At 65.8% G+C, this 21,132-nt stretch carries 18 protein-coding genes; 11 read left to right on the forward strand and 7 right to left on the reverse strand.

All coding sequences use genetic code 11. From position 1 onward, the window contains the following. The first annotated feature begins 25 nt into the window (after window positions 1-25). From ACLF6L_RS14780 to ACLF6L_RS14795, 4 genes are all read left to right on the forward strand, one after another. On the forward strand, window positions 26-1,333 hold the full coding sequence (locus tag ACLF6L_RS14780) for a S41 family peptidase (RefSeq protein WP_412851971.1): 1,308 nt from the start codon (window positions 26-28) through the stop codon (window positions 1,331-1,333). Window positions 1,334-1,344: 11 nt separating this feature from the next. Beyond that, a complete protein-coding gene (locus ACLF6L_RS14785; RefSeq protein WP_412851972.1) occupies window positions 1,345-2,163 on the forward strand; it encodes a divergent polysaccharide deacetylase family protein in 819 nt (272 codons plus the stop codon). Beyond that, complete coding sequence (locus ACLF6L_RS14790; protein ID WP_412851973.1) at window positions 2,103-2,654, forward strand: DJ-1 family glyoxalase III; 552 nt, start codon at window positions 2,103-2,105, stop codon at window positions 2,652-2,654. Before ACLF6L_RS14785 ends, ACLF6L_RS14790 begins: the two co-directional genes overlap by 61 nt. A gap of 117 nt (window positions 2,655-2,771) precedes the next feature. Then, the gene (locus tag ACLF6L_RS14795; protein WP_200173622.1) at window positions 2,772-3,221 is read left to right on the forward strand and encodes a cytochrome c; all 450 of its coding nucleotides are present in this window, start codon (window positions 2,772-2,774) and stop codon (window positions 3,219-3,221) included. A 198-nt stretch (window positions 3,222-3,419) separates the two neighbouring features. Here the strand turns inward: ACLF6L_RS14795 and ACLF6L_RS14800 are convergent, their stop codons facing one another. Together ACLF6L_RS14800 and ACLF6L_RS14805 are read right to left on the reverse strand one after the other, a co-directional pair. Continuing rightward, on the reverse strand, window positions 3,420-3,791 hold the full coding sequence (locus ACLF6L_RS14800; protein ID WP_242467049.1) for a DUF6746 family protein: 372 nt from the start codon (window positions 3,789-3,791) through the stop codon (window positions 3,420-3,422). 63 nt (window positions 3,792-3,854) lie between these two features. Then, window positions 3,855-4,907: an LbtU family siderophore porin gene (locus ACLF6L_RS14805; RefSeq protein ID WP_412851974.1), complete on the reverse strand. Its 1,053-nt coding sequence runs from the start codon at window positions 4,905-4,907 to the stop codon at window positions 3,855-3,857. Window positions 4,908-5,191: 284 nt separating this feature from the next. Here ACLF6L_RS14805 and cobF point away from each other — a divergent pair, with 284 nt between their 5' ends. Next, a complete protein-coding gene (gene cobF / locus ACLF6L_RS14810; protein WP_412851976.1) occupies window positions 5,192-5,959 on the forward strand; it encodes a precorrin-6A synthase (deacetylating) in 768 nt (255 codons plus the stop codon). On the opposite strand, the gene ACLF6L_RS14815 is transcribed toward cobF, so the two are convergent. After that, on the reverse strand, window positions 5,956-6,990 hold the full coding sequence (locus ACLF6L_RS14815; protein WP_412851977.1) for a GGDEF domain-containing protein: 1,035 nt from the start codon (window positions 6,988-6,990) through the stop codon (window positions 5,956-5,958). The genes cobF and ACLF6L_RS14815 overlap by 4 nt on opposite strands. Before the next feature lie 134 nt (window positions 6,991-7,124). On the opposite strand from ACLF6L_RS14815, the gene ACLF6L_RS14820 reads away from it, so the two are divergent. Further along, window positions 7,125-7,553, forward strand: coding sequence for a cobalamin biosynthesis protein (locus ACLF6L_RS14820; protein ID WP_412851978.1), 429 nt, complete (start codon window positions 7,125-7,127; stop codon window positions 7,551-7,553). On the opposite strand, the gene ACLF6L_RS14825 is transcribed toward ACLF6L_RS14820, so the two are convergent. Further along, window positions 7,521-9,449, reverse strand: coding sequence for a methyl-accepting chemotaxis protein (locus ACLF6L_RS14825; RefSeq protein ID WP_412851979.1), 1,929 nt, complete (start codon window positions 9,447-9,449; stop codon window positions 7,521-7,523). The two genes, ACLF6L_RS14820 and ACLF6L_RS14825, sit on opposite strands and share 33 nt — an antisense overlap. Before the next feature lie 80 nt (window positions 9,450-9,529). Here ACLF6L_RS14825 and ACLF6L_RS14830 point away from each other — a divergent pair, with 80 nt between their 5' ends. From ACLF6L_RS14830 to ACLF6L_RS14850, 5 genes are all read left to right on the forward strand, one after another. After that, entirely contained in the window at window positions 9,530-9,988 is a 459-nt protein-coding gene (locus ACLF6L_RS14830; RefSeq protein ID WP_412851980.1) for a hypothetical protein, read from the forward strand. A gap of 154 nt (window positions 9,989-10,142) precedes the next feature. Then, the gene (locus ACLF6L_RS14835; protein ID WP_412851981.1) at window positions 10,143-11,396 is read left to right on the forward strand and encodes a TolC family protein; all 1,254 of its coding nucleotides are present in this window, start codon (window positions 10,143-10,145) and stop codon (window positions 11,394-11,396) included. Continuing rightward, on the forward strand, window positions 11,393-12,853 hold the full coding sequence (locus ACLF6L_RS14840) for an efflux RND transporter periplasmic adaptor subunit (RefSeq protein WP_412851982.1): 1,461 nt from the start codon (window positions 11,393-11,395) through the stop codon (window positions 12,851-12,853). Before ACLF6L_RS14835 ends, ACLF6L_RS14840 begins: the two co-directional genes overlap by 4 nt. Continuing rightward, on the forward strand, window positions 12,850-15,987 hold the full coding sequence (locus ACLF6L_RS14845; RefSeq protein ID WP_412851983.1) for an efflux RND transporter permease subunit: 3,138 nt from the start codon (window positions 12,850-12,852) through the stop codon (window positions 15,985-15,987). The genes ACLF6L_RS14840 and ACLF6L_RS14845 overlap by 4 nt, the downstream gene beginning before the upstream one ends. A gap of 32 nt (window positions 15,988-16,019) precedes the next feature. Then, entirely contained in the window at window positions 16,020-16,367 is a 348-nt protein-coding gene (locus ACLF6L_RS14850; RefSeq protein WP_412851984.1) for a copper-binding protein, read from the forward strand. A gap of 12 nt (window positions 16,368-16,379) precedes the next feature. Here ACLF6L_RS14850 and ACLF6L_RS14855 read toward each other — a convergent pair whose 3' ends face one another. Genes ACLF6L_RS14855 through ACLF6L_RS14865 form a run of 3 tightly spaced genes read right to left on the reverse strand, consistent with a single transcriptional unit; the run spans window position 16,380 to window position 21,078 of the window. Beyond that, a complete protein-coding gene (locus ACLF6L_RS14855; protein ID WP_412851985.1) occupies window positions 16,380-17,813 on the reverse strand; it encodes an efflux transporter outer membrane subunit in 1,434 nt (477 codons plus the stop codon). A 5-nt stretch (window positions 17,814-17,818) separates the two neighbouring features. Continuing rightward, window positions 17,819-19,753 carry a MacB family efflux pump subunit gene (locus ACLF6L_RS14860; RefSeq protein WP_412851986.1) on the reverse strand — a complete coding sequence of 645 codons (1,935 nt, stop codon included), beginning with the start codon at window positions 19,751-19,753 and terminating at the stop codon, window positions 17,819-17,821. After that, window positions 19,753-21,078, reverse strand: a complete 1,326-nt coding sequence (locus ACLF6L_RS14865) for an efflux RND transporter periplasmic adaptor subunit (protein WP_412851987.1) — start codon at window positions 21,076-21,078, stop codon at window positions 19,753-19,755. The genes ACLF6L_RS14860 and ACLF6L_RS14865 overlap by 1 nt, the downstream gene beginning before the upstream one ends. Window positions 21,079-21,132 lie beyond the last annotated feature (54 nt).

The following is a 21,132-nucleotide window of genomic DNA, read 5'->3' on the forward strand; positions in this document are numbered from 1 at the left end:
GGAGCATGATTTGGAGTTCAAGGCTATGAGTACCCAAACCCGCGTCGGCGCCGGCCTGTTGATGGGCCTGATTCTGGGCGTTGCACTGAGCGTCTCCTTCGGCGTCATGGCGGATCGCCAGCAACACGAGGCCGACGCCCTGCCGCTGGAGGACCTGCGCGCCTTCACTGATGTCTACATGCGCATCAAGCGCAACTACGTGGAAGAAGTCGAGGATTCCAAGCTGCTGGAGAACGCCATTCGCGGCATGCTCTCGGGGCTGGACCCACATTCTTCCTATCTCACCCCCAGCGAATTCTCGGAACTCCAGATCGGCACCAGTGGCGAGTTCGGCGGCCTGGGCCTGGAAGTGGGCATGGAGGATGGCTTCGTCAAGGTCATCTCCCCCATCGACGATACACCCGCCAGTCGTGCCGGCATCCAGTCCGGTGACCTGATCATTCGCCTGGATGACAACCCGGTGAAGGGCATGACCCTGAATGAAGCGGTCAACAAGATGCGCGGCCCCCGGGGCAGCAAGATCACCCTCACGGTGGTCCGTGAAGGCGTGGATCGCCCCTTTGAAGTCACCCTGACCCGTGACACGATCCGTGTGCGAAGCGTGCGCAGCGAGATACTGGAGCCAGGTTTCGGCTACCTGCGCATCACCACCTTCCAGTCCAAGACCGCTCAGAACTTGGTGGAGGAAATCCGCAAGCTGCAGCGGGAAAGCGGCGGACTCAAAGGACTGGTGCTGGATCTTCGCAACAACCCCGGGGGCGTGCTCAACGGAGCCGTGGGCGTGTCCGACGCCTTCCTCACGGAAGGCCTGATCGTATACACCGAGGGCAGAGTGAGTGATGCCCAGTTCCGCTATACCGCCTCGCCCGGCGACGTGCTCAAGGGCGCGCCGCTGGTGGTGCTGGTGAACCAGGGCTCCGCCTCCGCCTCGGAAATCGTCGCAGGAGCCCTGCAGGACCACCAGCGCGGCATCATCATGGGCACCTCCACATTCGGCAAGGGTTCGGTGCAGACCATCCTGCCCCTGAACCAGGGCAAGGCACTCAAGCTGACCACCGCCCGTTACTACACGCCGTCGGGCCGCTCCATCCAGGCGGAAGGCATCGAGCCTGACATCAAGCTCGAACCGGTCACCGTAGCCCGGGCGGAAACCCCGGACGTTCGCCCCATCACCGAGGCCCAGCTCAACCGTCACCTGCAGGGCCGCGAGGGTGCCACCGAAACCAGCGCCCAGGATGATGACGACAAGGAACCGCTGGCCCAGCGGGATTTCCAGCTCTACGAGGCCCTGAACCTGCTCAAGGGCCTGGATATCCTCCAGGCCCGACGGTAAGGCCGGGCCCCGTGCGCATCCCGGGCCTGGGCGCCCTGGCACTGTGCCTGTGTCTGTTCACCGGCCCCCTGTGGGCCGGTGAACGCACGCCCTTCATTGCCATCATCATTGATGATCTGGGCAATGACCCGCGGGAGGCCCGACGCACCACCAACCTCCCGGGCGCCGTCACCTGCGCCGTGCTGCCTCATCTCCGTTTCTCCGCGGCCTCGGCGGAAATGGCCCATCAGCGGGGCAAGGAAGTGATGCTGCACCTGCCCATGGAAGCGGACAACGGCAGTGATCCGGGGCCAGGTGCCATCCTGAGCCATCTGGATGAAGAAGAAACCCGCCTGCGCGTTCGCCGGGCCCTGGACTCGGTGCCCCATGTACGAGGCGTGAACAACCACATGGGCAGCCGCCTCTCCAGGGAATATCATCACCTGGCCTGGGTGATGTCTGAACTACGGGGCCGTGACCCCGATCTCTACTATGTGGACAGCCGCACCCATGTGGAAACCCTGGGGCGTCATGTGGCCGAGTGGGCGCGCCTGAACGCCACGCAGCGGGATGTCTTTCTGGATTCCCGTCCCCATGACCTGGAGTTCGCCCACATGCAGATGCAGCACTTGATCCGGCTGGCCCGGACCCAGGGGCACGCCCTGGCCATCGGCCATCCCTACCCGGCCACCCTGCAGATGCTGGAAGAAATGCTTCCCACCCTGGCGTCCCGAGGGATACGCCTGTTACCGGTCAGTGAATATCTCAAGCAGAAGGAGGAAGTTCGCCAATGGCACGCATCCTTATCCCCCTCGCCAACGGCTGCGAGGAACTTGAAGCCGTTACCCTGATCGACCTGCTGCGCCGGGCCGACTTCGAGGTGGTCACCGCCGGCCTGGAGCCCGGCCCCGTCACCGGCGCACACGGTATCGTACTGGTGCCGGACACGGAACTGGAACAGGCTCGGCACGAGTCGTATGACCTGATGGTGCTGCCCGGCGGTCTGCCCGGCTCGGACCATCTCAATGATGATCCCCGCATCCACGCACTGCTGCGCAAGCTCCATGATGAAGGGCGCTACGTCGGGGCCATCTGCGCCGCACCCAAGGTGCTGGCCAAGGCCGGGTTGCTGGCGGATCGTCGGGCCACGGCCTACCCCACCGTCCTGGAAGGCATGGGGCTTGCCGATACCCGACTCACCGGACAGCCGGTGGAAGTGGATGGCAACGTGGCCACTTCCCGTGGCCCGGGTACCGCCATGGAGTTCGCCCTCGCCCTGATCGAACTGCTGGCCGGCGCCGACAAGCGCAAACAGGTGGAAGACCCCCTCTGCCGTTGCTGACGAATCCATGGGGGGCCGCCCCGGGGATTGATCGCGGGGCGGCCGCCCGCGCCGCCTTTCTTGCACCGCGACATGGCAAGGGGTAGTGTGGGGAAGGATCATTCTTCGGTAAACGTCATGTCTCGCCTTTTTATTGCCTTCATCCTGCTGTCCATCCCCGCGCTAACCCTGGCACAGGCACCGGAACCACCCCCGGACCACAGACACCTGGTGGAAATGCCCACGCTGCAAAGGGAACTGCTCAGGGAGGAAATGCAGGAACACCTGATTGCCTATCAGCGCATCCTTGATCTGCTGGCTCGGGGAGAACTGGCACAGGCGGGGGAAATGGCGGAGAACACCATGGGCATCAGTACCATGGGCAAGCATGCCGCCGCCACGCGAGGCCTGGGGGGACCGGGACGATTCATGCCCGACGCCATGCGGCAGATGGGGTTTGCCATGCATGAGTCCGCCACCGAATTCGCCAAGGTGGCCGAACAGGGGGAGCTGCAGGAGGCCTTGAAGGCCCTGCACGAACTCACGGCCACCTGCGTGGCCTGTCACATGTCCTTCCGGACGCGTTGAAAGCTGCGGGATTGCCGAGTATCCCACCGGCACTCCCAACCTTAACGGCACTTTCAACCTTAACGTCGCTCCCGCGAAAGCGGGAACCCAGGGGTTGCCACTGCCTGCCCGGATTCCCGCCTGCCAGGGAATGACGCAGGCAGAAAACCCGGGCTCCCCCTTGCGAGGGAATGACAGCGGCACTACGCAGCTTAAGGCTTACTTGATGACCTTGCGGGAGACGGACAGATACTCTTCACCCTTGGCCTTCACCAGAGCAAAGTCATTCTCCTCGGAAGCCACGTGCAGCTCTTCCAGGGTCTCTGCCAGTTCTTCCAGCTCATCATTGATCTTTTCCAGCGCCACTTCCAGGGTATAGGTCAGCTCATGGACCTCGGCCACCTTTTCGAAGGTCAGCTCGCCGGCCAGCACGGCCTCCAGCTTGGCGTTGTATTCACTGAAATTCTTGACCGCCTGCTCCAGAGTTTCCGAAGGCGTCCCCTTGAAGTGCTCGACGCGGTCGGCCATGACACTGCCGGAAGCCAGACCCAGGCCGGCGGCCAGGGCAACGGTGAGGAAGGTCTTTTTCATGATTTGCTCCAAAAGCTCACAAATTGAAATGGATTGAAAGGGTGCAGGTCGAGGCCTGCGGACTTAGAACTCTGCCGCCAGTTGCACCACGAAGGCATTGGCGGAGTCACCGGTACCACCATCGCGCTCACGGTAATCGCGGTCATGGCTGTACTCGAAGGAAAGGGACAGCTGATCCATCAGGGCGACGGATACACCGGCCAGATAGCGGTAGCGCGGCAGTTCCAGTCCATCCTCAATGAATGCCTCGCTGCTGCCCTGGGCGGCGGCGGCCAGGGTCACCGGGCGCTGCAGACCATCCAGTTCCCAGGCCAGTTCCACGCCCCAGACGCTGGGACGGGCGCCCTTGCCATTGAACTCAAGCTGTTCGGCATCAAAGCGCTTTTCCGCCACCACATACTCGGCGGCCAGGGTGAAGGGACCATGGACGGCGGTAGCATAGGCGTTGTAACCACCCACACGCTTGCCTTCGACCACCTCGTCCACTTCCTGCAGAGTGTCGGAATCCCCGAGGGCGCTGGTGTAGGCCACGCCGAGATCCATTTCCACGGGACCGGCATCGAATGCCATCCCCAGATTTACGCCCACGCCGGTCAGGTTGTCCCGGGTATCGCCACTGAACACCCAGGCGGCCCCGTAGAACTGATCGCCCTCCCAGCCCAGCAGGGCGGCGGTCTCGCGGGTTTCAGCCAGATCCAGGGCCAACGGGTCGGAAACCAGGGCGGTTTCGAATCGGCCGAAGGGCACGTATTGGCGCCCGACTTCCAGGTAAGCGCCCGGCATGGCCGGCAGCCCCAGGGAGATCACGGCCTCGTCCACCTCCACCTCGGAGTCTTCGCCGTCATCTTCGTAGAGCAGCAGCACGCGGGCGGACAGAAGCTCATTGAAGCGGGCCTCCAGGCCCAGTTCCACGGTCGCCAGATTCAGATCACTCCCGGAACCGCCTTCGTAGTCCTCGGCCCAGCCTGCCTCGATCTCCAGCAGACCGGACCAGGTCAACTCCGGCATCTGCGCCTGGGCGCCTGTCACGGTCATGGCCAATGCACCCCCCAGTGCCAACGCCACACCGCGGGCCAGCCCGTTTTGTCCATGCCGTTTGATGATTTCACCCTTCATGAAATTTCCCCCATTTCAAGACTGAATGTCGCCACAAAATGAACGCCGTTGTTTACGGAAGTTAAAGCCGTCATTCCCGCGAAAGCGGGAATCCAGCAGCGGACTTTCACCAATTCGAAAACATAATCGCACCGGAGTGTAGCAATAAAAAATGCAAACTTGAACGATAATCCATCTTATTAGCGCTATATTACTGAGCGTTAACTCGTTATGCCTGAATCGTCGACAACCGGCCCGGGCGAAGTTCCTGCTACACTGCCCTCCCCCACCAAACCATCACGCCCATGAGAGAATTCCTGCTGATCGGCATCGGTGCCGGTGATCCGGATTACCTGACCCTGCAGGCCATCAAGGCCATCAACCGCGTGGATGTCTTCTTTGTCCTGGACAAACGGGCCGAAACAGCGGAACTGACCCGTTTTCGCCGACAGGTCTGCGAGCAGTTCGCCACCGACCGCCCATGGCGTTTCGTCACCCTGCAGGACCCGGTACGGGATCAGGGCCAGGAGAGGTACACCTCGGTGGTGGAAGATTGGCACGATGCCAGGGCACGCCTGCTGGAACAGGCCATCAGAACCGAACTGGAAGAAGGCCAGTGCGGTGCCCTGCTGCTGTGGGGCGATCCCGCCCTTTATGACAGCGCCATGCGGCTCATGGAGATCATTCAGGCACGGGGCAATCTGGCGCTGGACTACCGGGTCATCCCCGGCATCACCAGCGTGCAGGCACTGGCGGCAGGCCACCGCATCCCCCTCAATCGCATCGGTGAGCCGGTACATGTCACCACGGGCCGGCAACTCGCCAAGGGCTTCCCCGAAGACCTGGACGCGGTCCTGGTGATGCTCGACGGGGATCTGAGCTACCGAAAAGTGATGGAAGAGGACATGGAGATCTTCTGGGGGGCCTATCTGGGGACCGAGGACGAGATCCTGATCTCCGGTCCGGCCAAAGACGTCACGCCGCGGATCGAACAGGCGCGCCTGACGGGCAGGGCCGCCAAGGGCTGGATCATGGATACCTACCTGCTGCGTCGCACCCGACGATCGGATTAGGAGCCCAAGGCCACCACCCGATTGCGCCCGGCGTGCTTGGCCTGGTAGAGAGCCCTGTCCGCCCGGGCGAACAGGGTTTCCACCGTGTCGCTATCCGATGCCGGGGAAATCCCCACGGAGATGGTGAAACCTTCCACCACCGTATCGTCCTGGCGGTTCACCAGCCTGAGGCGTTCCACCATTTCCCGTGCCTGCTCGGCAAGGGCCACGGCATCCTGTACGGAATGCCCCGACAACAGGGCAACAAACTCTTCGCCCCCAAAACGCACCAACACCGCATCCGGTGGCAGGACACGTCGCAAGGAAGCGGCCACCTTGCGAATGACCACGTCACCGACCGCATGACCATAACGGTCATTGATGGATTTAAAATGATCAATATCCATCACCAGCATGACATTGCAGATCTCATCCGAAACCTTCAGGACACGGGCCATCTCCGTTTCCATGCCGCGACGATTGAGCAACCCCGTCAGGGGATCGGTAATGGAGGCTTTCCGATGCTTTTCCAGTTCAAGACGCAGATGCCGGGCCTCCTGCTCCGCCTCTTCAAGGTTCCTTTGCAGCGCCAGGTTGTCGGAACTGGCCGTGACCACCGCAGCTGCCAGACATTGGGCAATGGCCTTGAGACCTTCGGGATTTTCCGCCTGATCCAGGGCCTGAAGATTGTCCGTCAGACATGCCTGGAATCCCGCCGTAGTGCGTTCGGCATTCCTGAGCAGGCTGATGATCCCGCTCAGCAGCGCCTCCAGATCATCTCCCATGTCGTTGAAACGGGACAGGCTCTCACCGGCCACATAGCGCTCGAACAGATCATGCAGGACGAAGGAATCCAGCTTCCTGCCCGCACTGAGCCGCTCACTGACCGCCTGTACCAGTGCTTCATTGGACGCCTGAAGATAATCGTGAAAGATCCAGTAATGAATGGGAGATGGCGCCAGACCATGCCCTTCCAGCAACCGGAGAATGCGATACCCGAAATCGGCCTGCAGATCCGGGCGGGAATCAACACGGGATTTTCCTGAAGTCATGGACTGGGTCGATTCCTCTGCACCGTCGGGATACGGCATCAAGACAGCGGTCTGCTAAAGTAGCCCCTCCGGTCTTGCAGAACAAGATCATGGGCACGGCATCCCGTGCTCCGCATCAACCAGGATCATCATTGATGGGCAAAGTGTATGTGGGCGTGGGCTGCACCCCGGGCCTCCACCCCGATGTCATGATGGCCGCGGTACTCCGGGCGCTGCACAAGGTGGGTCTTGCGCCGGATGCGGTCGGCGGCCTGGCCACCATCGAGCATCGCCGGGACGAGCCGGCCATTCTCCTCCTGGCGCGGCACCATGGCTGGCGCATTCAGGTGTTTTCCGCCGACGCCTTGTCCCGGGTGCCCGTTCCCAACCCCTCCGAACGGGTCAGACAGATGACGGGAACACCGGCCGTCGCCGAGGCGGCCGCCCTGCTGGCGGCCGGGACACGGGACCCGAAGCACCTGCTGCTGGAAAAACTGGTACATCGTGACGGTGAGCGCAAGGCCGCCACGGTTTCCATCGCCCGTCAACCATCACATACGAAAGCGCAGCACCAGCCCCTGTAACTGATCCGCCAGACTGGAAAGGTCTTCCGCGGCTCGGGACGTCTCATCCATACAGTGCCGGGTTTGTTCAGAGACCGCATGGATCTGCTGCATGCCGCCATTGATGACCCGGGCCGTGGCGCTCTGCTCCTCGGCGACGCTGGCGATCTGCCGGATCACGTCGCTGATATGGGTCACGGAGGCGGTGATCCGGTCCAGGGAATCCCCCGCACGAACCGCCTCATCCACGCTCCGCACTGCCTGCTCACGGCTGGCCACCATCACCTGGGCGGCATTCCTGGCACTGTTCTGCAACCGATGAATCATGCCCTGAATGTCGGCCGTTGATTTCTCCGTACGCCCCGCCAGCGTCCTGACCTCGGCGGCCACCACGGCAAACCCTCGCCCCTGGTCCCCCGCCCGGGCCGCCTCGATGGCCGCATTCAGGGCCAGCAGATTGGTCTGCTCCGCCACGTCGCGGATCACCTCCAGCACAGTGCCGATGCGCTCGGCATCCTCCCGAAGGGACTCCATGGCCTGGGCCGAATCAGTGACGTTTTCCGCCAGTGATTCGATGTTGGCCATGCTGCGCCCCACTTCCGTCTTGCCGGCCTGCACCTGGTCCAGGGTGTCCTGGGCCAGGTGGGCGGCCGACTGGGTATTCCTGGCCACCTCGTCCACGGTTGCCACCATCTGGTTCATGGCCACCACCGCACCATCCACCTGTTCCGTCTGCCGTCTCAATCCTTCGTCCGTATCCACGTTCACCCGGGAAAGGCGTGAGGCGGCGGAAGTCAGTCGCCGGGAGACATCGACGATCTCACCCACCATTTCCCGGAGCCGGGCCTGCATGGCGCCGATACCGGCCGCAAGGCTGAACGAGCCGCCCGTCCGCCCCCTGACCGGTACACTCAGATCCCCCCCGGCCACCCGCCGTACCGCCCCGGCCACATCGGCAGGCTCGCCGCCGATGATGGCATTGATGGTACGCACCACCAGAAGGGTCAACGCCATGGACACGACTATCATCAGACCGGCGATGACGACCAGGCGAACCAGCATGGCGTGCATCTCGGCAAGGGCGGGACCTGCCTCCCGCTCCAGGATCAGGCCCCAGCCCAGCAACGGTATATGGGTGTAACTGCCGATCACATCCGTCCCCAACCCATTGGGATAGCGACCCACACCACTTCTGCTCTCCCGGATGGCCCGGGCCGCCTCGGTATCCAGAGGCGCGTCGGCATCCCGAACGGAACGTATCGGGGTCACCGGTCGACCATCGGCGCCGTCCACGAGAAAGATCTCCCCATCCGTGTCCGAGGACAGCGCCCGCACCCGCTCAAACACGCTCTGCAGCCGCACCGCGCCGCGCACCACCCCCACCACCTGACCATCCCGACGAATGGGGACTGCCACGGGGCTGACGTGATAACCGGTGAAACGGGAATGCACCGGCTTGCCGATCACCTCCGTCCCGGCCACCACCTGGATGAACCAGGGGCGGTTGTCCAGACGGAAACCGGCCACCTGTTCCGCCAGCAACGCCCGGACCTGGCCGTCATGGGATACCCCGGCAATGCCATGCCCCCTGGGATCCACCACCATGATGGTGTCGTAGTAGCCGTTGGCCGCCATGGCCAGCAGCAGCGGGGTGAGGCCGACCGGATCCATGTTCACGGCCTCTTCCAGACTGGCCAGATAACGCATCTCGTCCTGACGCACATGAAGCCAGTCCATGAAGGACTGGGTGTTCATGGCCGCGGTGGACTGGAGCTGTTGCAATGTCCCCTGAACCTGGGCCTCCCGGTACTGCATGAAGACCATCCCGGTCACCACCAGGATGCTGGTCAGGACCAGTGTTCCCATCAGCATGGTCAGCCCTACGGCAAGACCGGTCCGTTCCAGCAAAACTCTCATAAAGACACTCCTATGGAGCAGGGTGTTATGCCATTTCAAATCATTAAGCGAGAATAATACTGGATATCGGTTTTAAGGCGATGACTCAGCGATGCACGTCCACCCATCGCCCCGCCGGACCGATCATCCGAACCGGTCGGGCCAAGGTGCTTGCCCGCCCCCGGCGGATGTGCCAGCATCTTCCCATGCTGCGCGTCCGTGCCATCGTCCTGCTGGTCATCGCATCCCTTCTGGCGATGCCGATGCACCATGTGCTGGCGGCCTCGCCTGCCGCCAAGGGCGATGCCTGGATGCACCAGGGTCATCATCAGGATCACATCCCCGCTGCCGCCACGGGCCATTGCGGTGAAACCGGGGACGAGCAGGCCGAAACCAGCCAGGATCAGTGTGCCTTCTGTGCCGCCTGCGCCCTGGCAATGACCCAGGAACCCTCCGCCGAACAGCGTACCTGCCCGCCCACCCCGGCCGGCATCATTCATGGCCTGCACTCCCGGATTCCCCAGCTGGAACACCGACCTCCCAAACCCCACCTCGCCTGACCCCCGGGCGGCCACGGGCCGCCGGATACCGGTCGTCCCTCCCGCCTTCGTCACAGGCCGCTGGCCCATGCGGGCGCCGCCCCGTGCCTGAAGGCCGCCGGGTCGACCCGATGCAACGGGGTCGCTCACGACCCCACGGCGAGGACATCGATTCATGCCATCCCAGAGTCCCGGCAGACTGCCCGGCCTGCTGCTGCTTCTGTTGCCGGGGGTGCTCCCGGCAGCCCCTCCACTTTTGCCCCTGGGCCCGGCAGAGGCCGAAACCCTGGCCCTGGACCAGGACCCCCTGACCGCCCGTTATCGGGAGCAGGCGACGGCACGGGAGGAGTCCGCCATCAGCGCCGGTGCCCTGCCGGATCCCATGCTGATCATCGAATGGATGGATCTGCCCGCGGAGCGCCCGCGACTGGAAGGCGATGACATGACCCAGTTCCGGCTGGGCCTGCGCCAGACCTTCCCCCGGGGAGACAGCCGGGCGCTGCGCAGTGAACAGGAACGGCTGCGCGCCATGGTCTTCCACGCCCGGGCGGAGGCGGCCATGCGGGAAACCCGCGCCCAGGTCTGCCAGGCCTATGTGGAACTGCATTACCAGCGCCGGCTCCTGAGTCTGCTGGAGGCCAGCCGGGATCAGCTGCGCGAACTGCTGGAAGTCACCGAACGGGAATTTGCCGCCGGACGGGGGACACACCAGACGCTCCTGGAGACCGAACTGGCGCTGGAAAACCTGGCAGACCGCCTTGACGCCGGCCTGGCCGAGGCCGCCGGGGCACAGGCCCGCCTGGCCCGATGGATCGGCGCGGAGGCCGTCCGCCGTCCACTCCCGGACAATCTGCCCGAACTACCGACCCCGAACCTGACCGGCGACATCGATCAACACCCCCTGCTGCGCGCCCAGGACCTGATGGTCACCGAGCAGCAACGGGGCGTGACCCTGGCCAGACAGGGCTATCGGCCAGAATGGTCGGTGGAACTCACCTACGGTACCCCTACCCGCTCAGGCATGAACGACGCGGACCGGCTCTCGGCCATGGTGATGCTGGATCTCCCCCTGTTCACCCGCAATCGCCAGGACCGGGATGTGGCCGCCAGCCTGCGGGAGGCGGCCGCCGCCGGGCACGACCGGGAAGCCCAACGCCGCGAACTGCGTCAGTCTCTCACGACCGATCACGCCGCCTGGCAACAACTGGCTGAACGGGAACGGCGCTACCGGCAGCGCCTGCTGCCCCTGGCCGAAGAATCCATTCGCGCCGCCGAAGAGGCCTACGCTGCCGGTACCGGGGACCTGCCCGGCCTGGTGCGCGCCCGCATCAACCACCTGGAGTTGCAGATCACCGCCGCCGCCGTCACCCGGGACCGGTGGATCGCCCAAGTCCGTCTGCTGTCCCTGCTGGGGGAGGACCCATCATGAAAATCATGCCCCTGCTGCTGAGCCTGTCCCTGGGCATCGCCCTGGGTGCCGGCGCCATCCTCTGGCACCACGGGGGGACCGCCTCCCGGGCCGAAAACGGTGACGGCCGGACCGTGCTCTACTACCGCCACCCCCACAACCCCGCCATTCGTTCGGACGAACCCCGCAAGGACGAGATGGGCATGGACTTCATCCCCATCTACGCCGGAGACACGGACCCGGCGGATGAGGGGAGCGTGCGCATCAGCCCCCGGGTGATGCAGAACATGGGAGTGCGCACCGTCGCCGCGGAACGGGGCGCACTGACCCCGGAGATCCGCACCGTCGGCTTCGTAACCGAGGATGAAGCCGGCCTCGCCCACGTCCACCTGCGCACCGAAGGCTGGATCGAGGACCTGCGGGTGCGTACCACCGGCGAGGCGGTGCAAGCCGGTCAGGTGCTGTTCCGGATCTATTCCCCCCTGCTGGTGAACGCCCAGGAAGAACTGCTGCAGATCCTGCGCCGGGGCGGCCCGGCGGAACCGGCCCGGGAACGGCTGCGGGCCCTGGGGCTGAGCCGGGACACCATCCGCGAGGTGGAGTCCCGGGGACAGGCATTGACACGGGTGCCGATCACGGCCCCACGGGACGGCATCGTCACCGCCCTGAATGTCGCCGAAGGGATGTTCGTCACCCCGGGCACCGAGGTGATGCGGATCAGCGACCTGTCCCGGGTCTGGGTCATGCTGGACCTGTTCGAGCCGCAGGCCGCGGCCGTCTCCCCGGGAAGCCATGTCACCCTGAGACTGCCCACCCATCCGGACAGGGTCCTGGAAGGCCGCCTGGACTACCTCTACCCCACCCTGGCCCAGCCCACCCGCACGGTGCGCGCCCGCCTGGGACTGGATAATCCGGACGGCATCCTCAGGCCCGGCGCCTGGGTGGAGGCCCGTCTCGCGGCCACCCCCACCGGCGAGGTGGTCCATGTCCCGGTGGAGGCGGTGATCCGCACCGGCCACGAGGACTGCGTCGTCATCGCCCTGGAAGAAGGCCGTTTTCAGGTCAGGCAAGTGGCGTTGGGGCAACGCGCCGGGGACCGCAGGGAGATCCTGGCGGGCATCGAAGCGGGGGACAATGTGGTGGTCTCGGGCCAGTTCCTCATCGACTCGGAGGCCGCCGTGAGCGTGGCCCTGGCCCGCCTGGAGACGCCCGATGACAGCGGCGACGCCCACGACGACGGCGTTCCCGCCGAAGGCCGCATCAACCGGGTGGACCGGGAGGCCCAGCGGGTGAACCTGTACCACGAACCCATTCCCGCCCTGGGCTGGCCCGCCATGACCATGGACTTCGAGGTGGCGGACGGGGTCAGTCTGGAAGGGCTGTCCCCCGGCGATGCCGTGCACATCCGCATTCGGGAACGGGAGGAATACGTCTATGAACTGACCCACATCGCCCCCCGCCAGGGAGATGCGCCATGATCGATCGCATCATCCAGGCCTCCCTGGACAACCGCCTGCTGGTCCTGCTGCTGACGGCGATCTTCATCACCTGGGGCCTGTTCTCCCTGCGGGACATGCCCCTGGACGCCATCCCGGACTTATCGGACGTGCAGGTGATCGTCCATACCGGCTATCCGGGCCAGGCCCCCCAGATCGTCGAGGACCAAGTGACCTACCCCCTGTCCACCGCCATGCTGGCGGTGCCTGGCGCCCGGGACGTACGGGGCTTTTCCATGTTCGGGGATTCCTACGTCTACGTGATCTTCGAGGACGGCACCGATCCCTATTGGGCCCGGTCCCGGGTGCTGGAATACCTGAGCCAGGTCGCCCCGGATCTGCCGGACGGGGCCCGTCCGGCCCTGGGGCCGGACGCCACCGGCGTGGGCTGGGTCTACCAATACGCCCTGGTGGATCGGAGCGGCACCCATGACCTGGCGGATCTGCGCAGCCTGCAGGACTGGTTCCTCAAATACGAGCTGCAGTCGGTGCCCGGCGTGGCCGAGGTGGCCACCCTGGGGGGCATGGTGAAGCAGTACCAGGTGGTGCTGGACCCGAACCGGGCCCGGGCCTTCGACCTCACCCTGGAACAGGTCCGCAGCGCCATCCAGGCGGGTAATCGGGAGGGGGGCGGCTCGGTGCTGCAGATGGCCGAGGCCGAATACATGGTGCGGACCCGGGGCTATCTCACCGGCGTTGAGGATCTGGCCGGCATCCCCGTGGGTCGGACCGCTGATGGCACCCCGCTGCTGCTGGAGGATGTGGCCGAGATCCGCCTGGGCCCCGAGGCCCGGCGCGGCCTGGCGGACCTGGACGGGGAAGGCGAAGTGGTAGGGGCACTGGTGGTGATGCGCCATGGGGAAAACGCCCTGGCCACCATCGAGCGGGTGAAGCAGCGCCTGGACGAACTGCGTCCCAGCCTGCCGGCGGGGGTGGAGATCGTCGAAACCTATGACCGCTCCACCCTGATCCGGGCATCGGTGCACAACCTGTCCACCAAGCTGTGGCAGGAATTCCTGATCATCGCCGCCGTCTCCCTGGTGTTCCTGCTGCACCTGCGCTCGGCCCTAGTGGCCATCGTCAGCCTGCCCATCGGCATCCTGGCGGCCCTGATGATCATGCAACAGCAAGGCATCAACGCCAACATCATGTCCCTGGGGGGCATCGCGGTGACCATCGGTGCCATGGTGGATGCCGCCATCGTCATGGTGGAGAATCTGCACAAGCGCCTGGAACGGGTCCGCCCCGATGAGGACCGCTGGGCGGTGGTGGCCGAGGCGGCCAAGGAGACCGGCCGCCCCCTGTTCTTCGCCCTGCTCATCATCACCGTGAGCTTCCTGCCCCTGTTCGTGCTGGAAGGACAGGAAGGCCGCATGTTCAAGCCGCTGGCCTTCACCGGCACCTATGCCATGGCGATCGCCGCCGGGCTGGGCATCACCCTGGTGCCCGTGTTGATGGGCTACCTGGTGCGGGGGCGCATCCGGCCCGAGGCCCGGCATCCCCTGAGCCGACTGCTGATCGCCCTCTACCGCCCCCTGCTGCAGGTGCTGCTGCGCCATCCCTGGACCACCGTGGCGGCGGCCCTGCTGCTGGCCCTCACCCTGCTGTGGCCCGGCACCCGACTGGGCAGCGAGTTCATGCCCGAGCTGGACGAGGGCGACCTGATGTACATGCCGTCCCTGAACCCCGGGGTCTCCCTGGACAAGGTGCGGGAGTTTCTGCAGCAGACCGACCGTCTGATTGCCTCGGTGCCCGAGGTGGAGCAGGTATTCGGCAAGGCGGGCCGGGCGGATACCGCCACCGACCCGGCCCCCATCGGCATGCTGGAGACAGTGATCCGCTTCAAGCCCCGGGATCAGTGGCGGGAAGGCATGACCAAGGCGGACATCATCCGGGAACTGGACGCGGCGGTGCAGTTTCCAGGCGTAGCCAATGTCTGGGTGCCTCCCATCAAGACCCGCATCGACATGCTCTCCACCGGCATCCGTTCCCCGGTGGGGGTGAAGATCTCCGGCCCGGACCTGGCCGGGATCGAGCGCCTCGGCCGGGAGATCGAGGCAGTGCTGACCCAGGTGCCCGGCACCGCCTCGGCCTTCGCCGACCGGGCCGCCACCGGCCGCTACGTGGAAGTGGAGATCCATCGGCAACGGGCGGCACGCCATGGGGTGAGCGTGGCCGAGCTGCAGTCCCTGGTGCAGACGGCGGTGGGTGGCATGAATATCACCGAAACCGTGGAAGGCCGGGAACGCTATCCGGTGAACCTGCGTTATCCCCAGGACTGGCGGGACAGCCCCGAGGCCCTGGAGGCGCTGCCCGTGGTCACCGCCGGCGGCGCCCATGTCCCCCTGGGCAGTCTGGCCACCATCCGCATCGTGGACGGCCCGGCCATGATCCGCACCGAGAATGCCCGCCTCAATGGCTGGGTGGTGGTGGACATCCGCGACCGGGATCTGGGTTCCTACGTGGCCGAGGCCCGTCGGCTGGTGGCCGAACAGGTGACGCTGCCCCCCGGCTACGCCATCGCCTGGTCCGGCCAGTACGAGCACATGGAACGGGCCCGGGAGCGTCTGGGTTACCTGATCCCGGTGACCCTGGTGCTGATCTTCCTGCTCCTGTACCTGTGCTTTCGCAGCGGCCCGGAGGCGCTGATGCTGATGGGCGCCCTGCCCTTCGCCGCGGTGGGGGGAATCTGGCTGGTGTACTGGCTGGGCCACGACCTGTCGGTGGCGGTGGCGGCGGGCTTCATCCTGCTGATGGGGCTGGCGGCGGAGTTTGCGGTGGTGATGCTCATGTACATCCGCAATGCCGTGGCCCGGCAACGGCCCACCGACCGGCAGGCACTGGAGGAAGCCATCATCGCCGGGGCGGTGATGCGGGTGCGCCCCAAGGCCATGACCTCGCTGACGGTGGTGCTGGGGCTCTCCCCCCTGCTCCTGGACAGCGGCCCCGGCTCCGAGGCCATGCAGCGCATCGCCGCCCCGGTGATCGGCGGCATGATCACCGCCCCCCTGGTCTCCCTGCTGCTGATTCCGGTGCTGTACTGGCTATGGCAACGCGGGCCTCTGCCCGACAACCCCGCCCCGGCAACGGGGCGGACCCATGACGTCAATCCATGAACCATTGCATGAAACCAAGAAGGAGTTCCATCATGTCCCACGCACGTCCCGTATCCACCCTCATCCTGACCTGTGCCCTGGGCCTGTCGGTCCCGCTGCTGTCGGCCGCCGACAACCACCACCATCATGGCCATACCGGCCACGCCGCCCTGACCGCCCAGGCGGAAGGGGTGCTGGAAGCCATCGACCAGGATGCGGGCACGGTCACCCTGAGTCACGGCCCCATCCCGGCCCTGCGCTGGCCGCCCATGACCATGGACCTGCGTCTGCGGGATGCCGCGCTGGCAGACGGCGTGGCGGCCGGTGACCGCATTCGCTTCACCCTGGAGCAGGTGGGACCGACGGACTATGAAATCATTGAGCTGAAGGCCCTGGATTAACGGTACCGAAGCTCAGGTGGACGGGCCGGGCATGTCGGAAGACATGTCCGGCGCCACCTCCCGCTGCCAGCCCCCGCCCAGGGCCTTGTACAGATCCACGGCGGCCACCAGGCGGGACAGACGCAACTGGACCGCCTGCTCCTGGGCCTGGAACAGGGTGCGCTGGGCATCCAGCACGCTGGTGAAATCCCCCGCCCCTTCCCGATAGCGCAACTCCGCCAGCCTCAGGCTGCGCTCGGCCTCCTGAATGGTGGCCTCCTGCACCAGTTCCTGCTCCCCATGACGGGCCACGTCCCCCAGGGCGTCCTCCACCTCCCGAAGGGCGGTGAGCACGGTGCGCCGATAGCTCTCCAACCCCTCCCGTCGCCGGGATTCGGCGCTGCCCACCTGGGCCCGCAGGCGGCCGCCGTCGAACACCACCTGGGCCAGGCTGGCCCCCAGGCTCAGGCTCTGGGTGGGATCGGCAAGGGAAAACAGCGCCGTACTGGCCAGTCCGCCGGAGCCCGTGAGGCGAATGCTGGGCAGCAGGGCTGCCCGGGCAACCTGCAGGTTGGCGTCGTTGGCCAGCAACTGCGCCTCCGCGGCGGCGATGTCCGGGCGCCGGACCAGCAGTTCCGAGGGCAGCCCCGGTCCCACCTCGGGGACCGCCAGTCCCTGGATGGACTCGGGTTCCACCTCAAACCCCTGGGGTGCCCGGCCACTGAGCACCGCCAGCGCCGCCAGGGCCTGCCGGGCCTGTACCTCCAAAGGCACCAGGGCCGCCTGCTGGCTGAGCACCGCCGTGCGCTGGCGACTCACGTCCAGGGCCGTGGCCACCCCATGGCGGTGACGGGATTCCACGATGTCCAGCAGGCGCTCGGCGGTTTCCAGGTTCCGGCGGCCGATGCGTAGCCGCTCGTTCAGGGACAACCACTGGAAATAGCCGCTGGCCACCCCCGCCACCAGGCTCAGGCGCACGGCTTCCTGGTCATGGCGGGTGGCCTGCAGACCGGCCTGGGCGGCGTCCACGCCGGCACTCAGCCGACCCCACAGGTCCACCTCGTAACCCACCCCCAGGGACAGACTGCTGGAACGGCTGGTGGCGGTATCGCCCCCATCCGTCCGCGTCTCGCGGAAGGTGCTGCCGCCGGACAGGTCCACCGACGGGAACAGGGAGGCGCCGGTGCTGCGCAGTTGCAACTCCGCCTGCACCACCCGTTCCCGGGCAATGGCCAGGTCGGGACTGTATTCCAGGGCCTCCAGCACCAGGGATTCCAGCAGCGGAGACTCAAAGGTCCGCCACCAGTCGGGCTGGACCTGGGCCGCCTCCGGGGCATCGCGGCCGTAGACCTCGGGCATGTCCAGAACCGGCCCCGTCAGCGGCGCCGTGGTGGCGCAACCACCCAGAAGCAGCCCGACCACCACCATCGCGCCCGCGGCAAAACGTTTATCGGTATTGATCGTCATGAAGTTCACTCCGAGGCCAGGGCCACCACCGGGTCCAGCCGGGCGGCCTTGCGGGCGGGCAGGTAACCGAACACCAGACCGGTGGCAAAGGCACAGCCGAAGGCCAGCACCACCGGTGTCGGACTGTATTGGATGGGCGTGCCCATATATCCGATCAGGGCCGCCACACCCAGCCCGATCACCACCCCGATGGCCCCGCCCAGGGCGGAGACCGTCACCGCCTCGATCAGGAACTGCTGCTGGATGTTGCGCATGCGCGCCCCCGTGGCCATGCGGATGCCGATCTCCCGGGTCCGCTCGGTGACGCTCACCAACATGATGTTCATCACCCCGATCCCGCCCACCAGCAGGGAGATGGCGGCAATGGAGGCCAGCAGGATGGTGAGGGTATTCTGGGTTTCGCTGGCGCTGTCCAGCAGGGAGGCCATGTTGCGGATCTGGAAGTCTTCCACCCCATGGCGCTGCAGCAGCAGGGCGTGCACCGCCGTCTGGGTCTCATCGATGCGGGAGACATCCTCCACCGCCACGGTCACGTTGCGCAGATTGCGCTGGCCGAACACCCGCAGGCTGCCGGTATGAAAGGGCATGAACACCACATCATCCTGGTCCTGCCCCATGGGCGAGGCGCCCCGTGGCGACATCACGCCGATCACCTGAAACAGGATGTTGTTCACCATCACGAACCGGCCCAGGGGATCCTCCCCGGGAAACAGCGCCCGGGCCACGGTATCGCCCAGCACCGCCACGGTGGCATAACTCTGCTCATCCATCTCATCAAAGAAGACCCCCTGCGCCACCGGCCAGTTGCGGGCCGCGACAAAGCTTGCGGAGGTGGCCGTCACCGAGGTGGACTGATCCCTGCCGGCGTATCGCAAGGTCACATTGCCCGTCAGTTCCGGCACCGCGGCAATGATGTTGTCCAGCTCGTTGATGGCCACCACGTCCTCGTGGACCAGGGTGGTGATGCCGAAACCGCGCATGTTCGGCGCCCAGGGGCGCACCAGCAGCAGGTTGGTGCCCATGGCGCTGATGCGGTCCACCACCACCTGTTTTGCCCCGTCGCCGATGGCCAGCATGGAAATCACCGAAGCCACGCCGATGACGATGCCCAGCAGGGTGAGGATGGAACGGAACAGGTTGGCGCTCAGGGCCCTGAAGGCGGTACGGGTGGCCTCGAACACTTCCCCCGGGATGGAGGACTGCCCATTGATCACGGGCTCCGGCAAGGCTCCGGCCACCCGGGATGCGCCGGTATCGGACAGCACCCTACCATCACGCACCTCGATCACCCGGTCCGCATAGGCGGCCACTTCCGCCTCATGGGTGATGAGGATGATGGTATGGCCCTGGGCCGACAGATCCTTGAGCAGTTCCATCACCTCCTTGCCGCTGCGGCTGTCCAGGGCCCCGGTGGGCTCATCGGCAAGGATGATGCGGCCCCCGTTCATCAGCGCCCGGGCGATGGATACCCGCTGCTGCTGACCGCCGGACAACTGGGCGGGACGGTGTTCCAGACGCTCTCCCAACCCCAGCCGGGTGAGCAGGGATTCGGCACGCTCATGGCGTTGCGCCGGAGCCAGACCCGCATACAGGGCGGGCACCTCCACGTTCTCCCGGGCGGACAGCCCCTGGATCAGGTTGTAGCTCTGGAACACGAAGCCGAAGGCCTCCCGGCGCAGGGCCGCCAGATCATCCGGTTCCAGCCCGGAGACGTCCTCTCCCATGAAGTGGTAATGCCCCCCGGAAGGCCGGTCCAGGCAACCGATGATGTTCATGAGGGTGGACTTGCCGGAACCGGAGGCGCCGACGATGGCCACGAATTCTCCGGCCTGGATCTCCAGGTCGATGCCATGGAGTACCGGCACCTCCAGATCCCCGTTGACGAAGCAGCGGGTGACGCCGGAGAGGCGGATGAGCGGGGACGAGGTGTCAGCCGACATCAGCGCAGCCCCGGACCCATGCCGGTGGGGCCGCCCAGACCCGGAATGCGGTCATTGCCGGCCTGACGGGCGGTGGCAGACGAGGATGTAGCGGCGCGACCGGCCAGCACCACCGTCTCGTCCTCCTCAAGGCCGGACAGCACCTGGGCCTGCACCCGGTTGCTGACCCCGATCTCGACCACCCGTTCCTCAATGCGTCCATCGTCCTTGAGCACCTTGACCAGACCGCGACGCGCCCGGACGACGGGGGGTTCTTCGTTCCCGGACCCGGAACGGGCCTCCCGCATCCCCGGGGGGCCCTCGCGTCCTTCGGGACGGCCCGTGCGACCCGCGGCCGGACCGGTCAGGGTCAGCGCCGACATGGGCACCAGCAGGGTGTCCCGCGCCGCCGATTCGATGAAGAAGACCTGCGCCGTCATCTGGGTCATGAGGAAGTGGCGCGGATTGGGCACATTGAACAGGGCGTTGTAGAGCACCACGTTGTTGGTGACCGTCGGCGTGGGCTCGATACGTTCCAGACTGCCGTACCAACGACGTTCCCCCCCGCCCAGGGTGGTGAAATAGACCGCCATGCCAGGTTGCAGACGGGAGATATCCGCCTCCGAAACCTCGGTCTGCACGGTCATGGTGGAGAGTTCCGCAATCCGCAGGATGATGGGGGCCTGCTGGTTGGCATTGAGGGTCTGCCCCTGACGGGCGGTGATGGACACCACCGTACCGGCCATGGGGGCCAGGATCCGGCTGTACTCCAGATTGGCCTCGTCGGCCCGCAGGCTGGATTCGGTCTGCTCGATCTGGGCCTTGAGCATCTCGATCTGGGCCTGGGCCGACTTCAGGCCGGCCTCGGCGGTCTGCAGGGACTCCAGGGTGGTGGCGTCCTCCGCATACAGGTTGCGTTGCCGGGTGTGGGTGATTCGGGCCAGGGCCAGCTGGGCCTCCCGGTCCTGCAGCTGGGCACGCTGGTAGCGGAGCTGGGCGCGGCTGGCATCCACCCGGGCCAGATAGACCGTGGGATCGATCTCCGCCAGCAACTGCCCCTCCTCCACCTGGCTGCCCACCTCCACAGGGATGGCCATCACCTGACCGGAGATCTGCGCCCCCACATCCACATAACTCCTGGGCTGCAGGGTGCCGGTGGCGGTCACCAGATTCTCGATGTCACCCCGACTGACCTTGGCGGTCAGCCGGGTGGTTTCCTCGTCCTTGCCGCCGCCGAGCCAGTTCCAGGCACCATAGGCCCCTCCGGCCAGCAGGAGCAGAACCATCAGCAGAATGAGGGCGCGGCGTCGCGGCCGACGCCGCCGGGAACGGTTGGGCGGATTCATGGGGCGGTTCAGGCTCCGGATGGCTACTGGGTCATCGACTGGGGGGGAGAATCC

The organism is Ectothiorhodospira shaposhnikovii (genome assembly GCF_047222355.1).
GTDB lineage: Bacteria > Pseudomonadota > Gammaproteobacteria > Ectothiorhodospirales > Ectothiorhodospiraceae > Ectothiorhodospira.